4 protein-coding genes are annotated in these 3,832 nt (G+C 40.3%); 2 read left to right on the top strand and 2 right to left on the bottom strand.

Going from position 1 to position 3,832, the window contains the following annotated elements; genetic code table 11:
• Positions 1 to 435: 435 nt before the first annotated feature.
• On the bottom strand, positions 436 to 1,476 hold the full coding sequence (locus ACEW8F_RS07430; RefSeq protein ID WP_373482844.1) for a hypothetical protein: 1,041 nt from the start codon (positions 1,474 to 1,476) through the stop codon (positions 436 to 438).
• A 330-nt stretch (positions 1,477 to 1,806) separates the two neighbouring features.
• Between ACEW8F_RS07430 and ACEW8F_RS07425 the strand changes: the two genes are divergently transcribed.
• Positions 1,807 to 2,796, top strand: coding sequence for a 2-hydroxyacid dehydrogenase (locus ACEW8F_RS07425; RefSeq protein ID WP_373482843.1), 990 nt, complete (start codon positions 1,807 to 1,809; stop codon positions 2,794 to 2,796).
• A gap of 94 nt (positions 2,797 to 2,890) precedes the next feature.
• On the opposite strand, the gene ACEW8F_RS07420 is transcribed toward ACEW8F_RS07425, so the two are convergent.
• Complete coding sequence (locus tag ACEW8F_RS07420; protein WP_373482845.1) at positions 2,891 to 3,289, bottom strand: DUF3592 domain-containing protein; 399 nt, start codon at positions 3,287 to 3,289, stop codon at positions 2,891 to 2,893.
• A 150-nt stretch (positions 3,290 to 3,439) separates the two neighbouring features.
• On the opposite strand from ACEW8F_RS07420, the gene ACEW8F_RS07415 reads away from it, so the two are divergent.
• The coding region (locus ACEW8F_RS07415; RefSeq protein WP_373482842.1) for an L-threonylcarbamoyladenylate synthase at positions 3,440 to 3,832 on the top strand (393 nt) is incomplete at its 3' end.

The following is a 3,832-nucleotide window of genomic DNA, read 5'->3' as shown; positions in this document are numbered from 1 at the left end:
TTACCTTTCTTAGAGACTGGACATCTTTAAAGGTAACGCATTTGATCGGTATTGACAATGGCTCTTTGCTTCGAAACCACCTTAATGGGTGCACAACTTTTTGGAGACCTTTTGCTTAACTAATATTTTACCAAACACAATGATGCCTCTTTTCTTCTGATCTTCTTCTAATACAAACATGAAGCTGGAGATTATTCTATATAACCGCCGCAAAAAAATCGGTAATAACGCCCTTTGTAAGTTATCGACTAATTGATCGCCTAGTTAAGGATAATTTTTTTCTATCAGCTAAAAACACTATGCCACTAATCAATGACCATTCTTCAGCAGATCCTTTGGTAATTTCTATTTAATACTCGATGAAGGCTTTATCATTCAAATTTATTCAAATAAAAAAACAACGATATTGACTATCGTTGTTTTTTTATCTGCTTATTATTGAGAAACCGTAGTTAATTCGATCAGATGATTCCGACAATAAGACTCCAACAAATCTTTGGCTAATTGAGCATCAGTTGTATTTTCTTTGATCTTCATCAAATCCTGCAGCAGCGCGACGGCCTGGGTATCATCCATATAACGAAACAAACCCGAACCCCATTTTGCTGAAACTTTGCCAGTGGTATTCGTATGATAATTCCAGAATTGCATTTTATTAGCTTCTTCCCGTGTAAGGGTAATACGGTAGGTCGATTGAGTTGAGACATAGCCTGACTCCCGATCATTGCCTTCCAACACATCATCAATTATAAATACCCCGAAAATGATACGTTCCGCTTCCTTAGTATTTGGCAGTCGGGTTGTGAGTACTGCCAGACTGTTGCGCCGGGCACTCTTTATCTTTCTTGTTTTGCCGTCTCCATCTTCGCCAGCCAAGACTTTCCAGCTTTTCAACAGCTGACTTTCATAACAGACAAATTGGTCATCCGCCATCGCATCGTTTAAAGCTGTTCGATCGATATCTCCATTAAGGTATTGGGAGCAAAGACATTCTTTGCTACCACACCAGACCCGTTTTTCTTTTTCAATATTGTATCGAATCGTTTCGTCACTGCAAATACCATTAAAACCTATTTGTTCCGATGCTCCCCCATCGCAATAATTCAGTTTAAAGGCAATGTTCTGTCGGGAGTTGGTTTTTTTTATCTTTATTTTAGCCGGCAGCTTTTTCTTCAATTCTTCCAGAGCCTTTACGTGAGCCACTCTTTTTTCCCGCTTTTCCTGCAAGTCCAATTCTCGGCGTTTATCTTCTTCAGCATCCTTGATTTTAATAAGACTATCGACCTGTTCTGCGATAGCCGGATCATCGATTTTTAAAAAGTTTTTAAAGGCATCAGGATAGACAAATTTCTTTTCAGTAGATTCCCCTGAATCACTCGCTTTAAAAAGAATGACGACATGACCATTTTCTACTTCTTTAATCTCTCCAGCACCGAAGGCTTTATGGATAACTGTAGCTTTTATTAATTCAATCATTTTTTCTCCTATTCTTTATGACCACAACAGTCTGGAATGATCATCGCTTCTCGTCCCCCTGAATCGGAATCAGATTGCCTCTGCCCACGGCTATTGTAATTAAATTATACCATAAATAAAATGAATCGTAAAACAGATAAAAAAATTGTCCATTCGTTATTGAATTAACTGAGACAGTTTTCCTTCTTTATGCTTGAATGGATCAAAATCCAAGTTTTCACATTACCAAACTGAACCGAACAAATTTTACCAAACTGTACCGAACAAATTTAGTTGTGCTTAAATCGCTGACACTATATAATAGAGGTAATTTATAGTGGAGGTAATATTGTGACAAAGGTTCTGATATTAACATCGACGAAACGCGTGGAAAAATTTTCTGATTTATCAGGCATCCCAAAAGACTGGGTACTTATTTTCGGTGAAAATCTAAATACCGATGATGCGGTGCTGCAGGCTGCTGGCGATGCAGATTTTATTTTTGCCGATGCCGTCCGGGAAATCAGCAAAACCGTGATTGATAACATGTCCAATCTCAAACTTATCCATTCCGAAGGCGTAGGATATAATAAAATCGATAGTCAGTCTGCTAAAGAAAAAAATATCTACGTCTGTAACAATACCGCCGCCAACTCCGGTGCCGTGGCGGAGCAAACTATCCTGCTGATGCTAAGCCTCCAGCGACGGCTTCTGGAAGGGGATCAGCTGGTTCGAAGTGGTCGCCAGATCCAGGCCAAAGGTTCATTTATCCTTGATGGTATTGCGGAATTAGGTTCCTGTCATGTGGGGCTGGTTGGCATGGGTTCGATAGCAATTGAGACCGCTAAGCGTTTGAAGCCATTTGGCTCACAGCTCAGTTATTTTAACCGTTCCCGAAAGAATGACGCTGAGAACGAATTGGGGCTTTGCTATCTGCCGCTGGAAGAGCTCTGCAAACAATGCGATATCATCAGCCTTCATTTACCGGTAACCCCAGAAACCACCGGCCTGATCAACGCAAAACTACTGTCACTGATGAAACCGTCGGCCCTGCTTATCAATACTGCCCGCGGGGAGCTGGTAGTTCAGAATGATCTGGTCGCCGCATTATCAGCTGGACAAATAGCAGGGGCTGGTCTTGACACCCTGTACCCGGAACCGGTTATGCCGGATAATCCACTGCTTAATCTGCCGGAAAACTGTCATTACAAACTGCTTTTCAGTCCCCATATTGGCGGAACCACCAAGCAGGCTTTTGAAAAAATGCATAAAACGGTCTGGTCAAATATTCTGGCCGTATCAAACGGAGAACGTCCGATAAATATTGTTAATGGTTTATAGTCAATAAAAAATGAACAGGCCTCATCTAAGGTGTTGGCGGCCTGTTCATAAGAAATCATTCAATCTTTAACTATTCAATGGTATGTACGTCTTTTTAAAAAAATCGGATTAAAAGGAAAACAAGAATTTCTATCATGATCCCTGCGATACTAAATAAAACTGGATTAAAAAAATACCGTCGATCTCCAGGGATCAATATTTCTTCAGGATTATCCGGATTACAACGGATTTTGACAATATAACCCAGTTCATAACGTTTATCAGCCTGGGAAGCCAGTGCTGCTGTTCGATAGACCTTTTCAGCTATCGTATATTCCAGAATCGGTGTATACTCATCATAAACCTGCCGTCCGGTTCGCACCTTATTTTCTTTCATTCCCACTACCTCTGCTTCAGCTTGGACTCCACGCTTTTCAATTTTTTTCAATTTTAATAACCTGATGATTGAAAAAACAATGAGCACAATTCCCACAAATCTAAAAATAACCAGCATCAATGCAATCATCGAACTTCACAACCTTTCGTCCCTTAGTCTGAGGTATCCAATCGATACGATAAATGTATTGTACATCATTTCTATCCATTATATAATAAAATCAACCAGAATTAGTGACTAAAATTATTTTTAGGAGGAACTGCCCCAATGAAGACAAAATGTCTGGTCAACGAGACTGCTCCCACCGTTCAAATTATAAAAGCCAGTCCCGAAGCCTATGAAAAAGCCGCCCAGGCAATCCGCGATGGTAAGATTGTTGTGATGCCAACCCTGACTATTTATGTGGTGGTCTGTGATGCCTTCAATGTCTCAGCGCTACGACGATTAAGAGAAATTCGTCAAAGTCCCGCTGATAAACCAATTACGATCGTCATGGATAAATCCAAAATACCGGAATATGCGGTGATTGATGGACGTCAACAGCAGATTATCGATATTTTTTCGCCTTCACCGGTTAGTATGTACGTTCAGAAAAAAGCAAAGACACCTCTAGATGCTGCTACTGCATCTTCCGATGCTATTGTCGTATATTTTCAGGAT

The sequence above is a fragment of the Acetobacterium sp. genome (genome assembly GCF_041752335.1).
GTDB lineage: Bacteria > Bacillota > Clostridia > Eubacteriales > Eubacteriaceae > Acetobacterium.
Note: the sequence above shows the minus strand (reverse complement) of the source record. Positions and strands in the feature narration are given on the sequence as shown.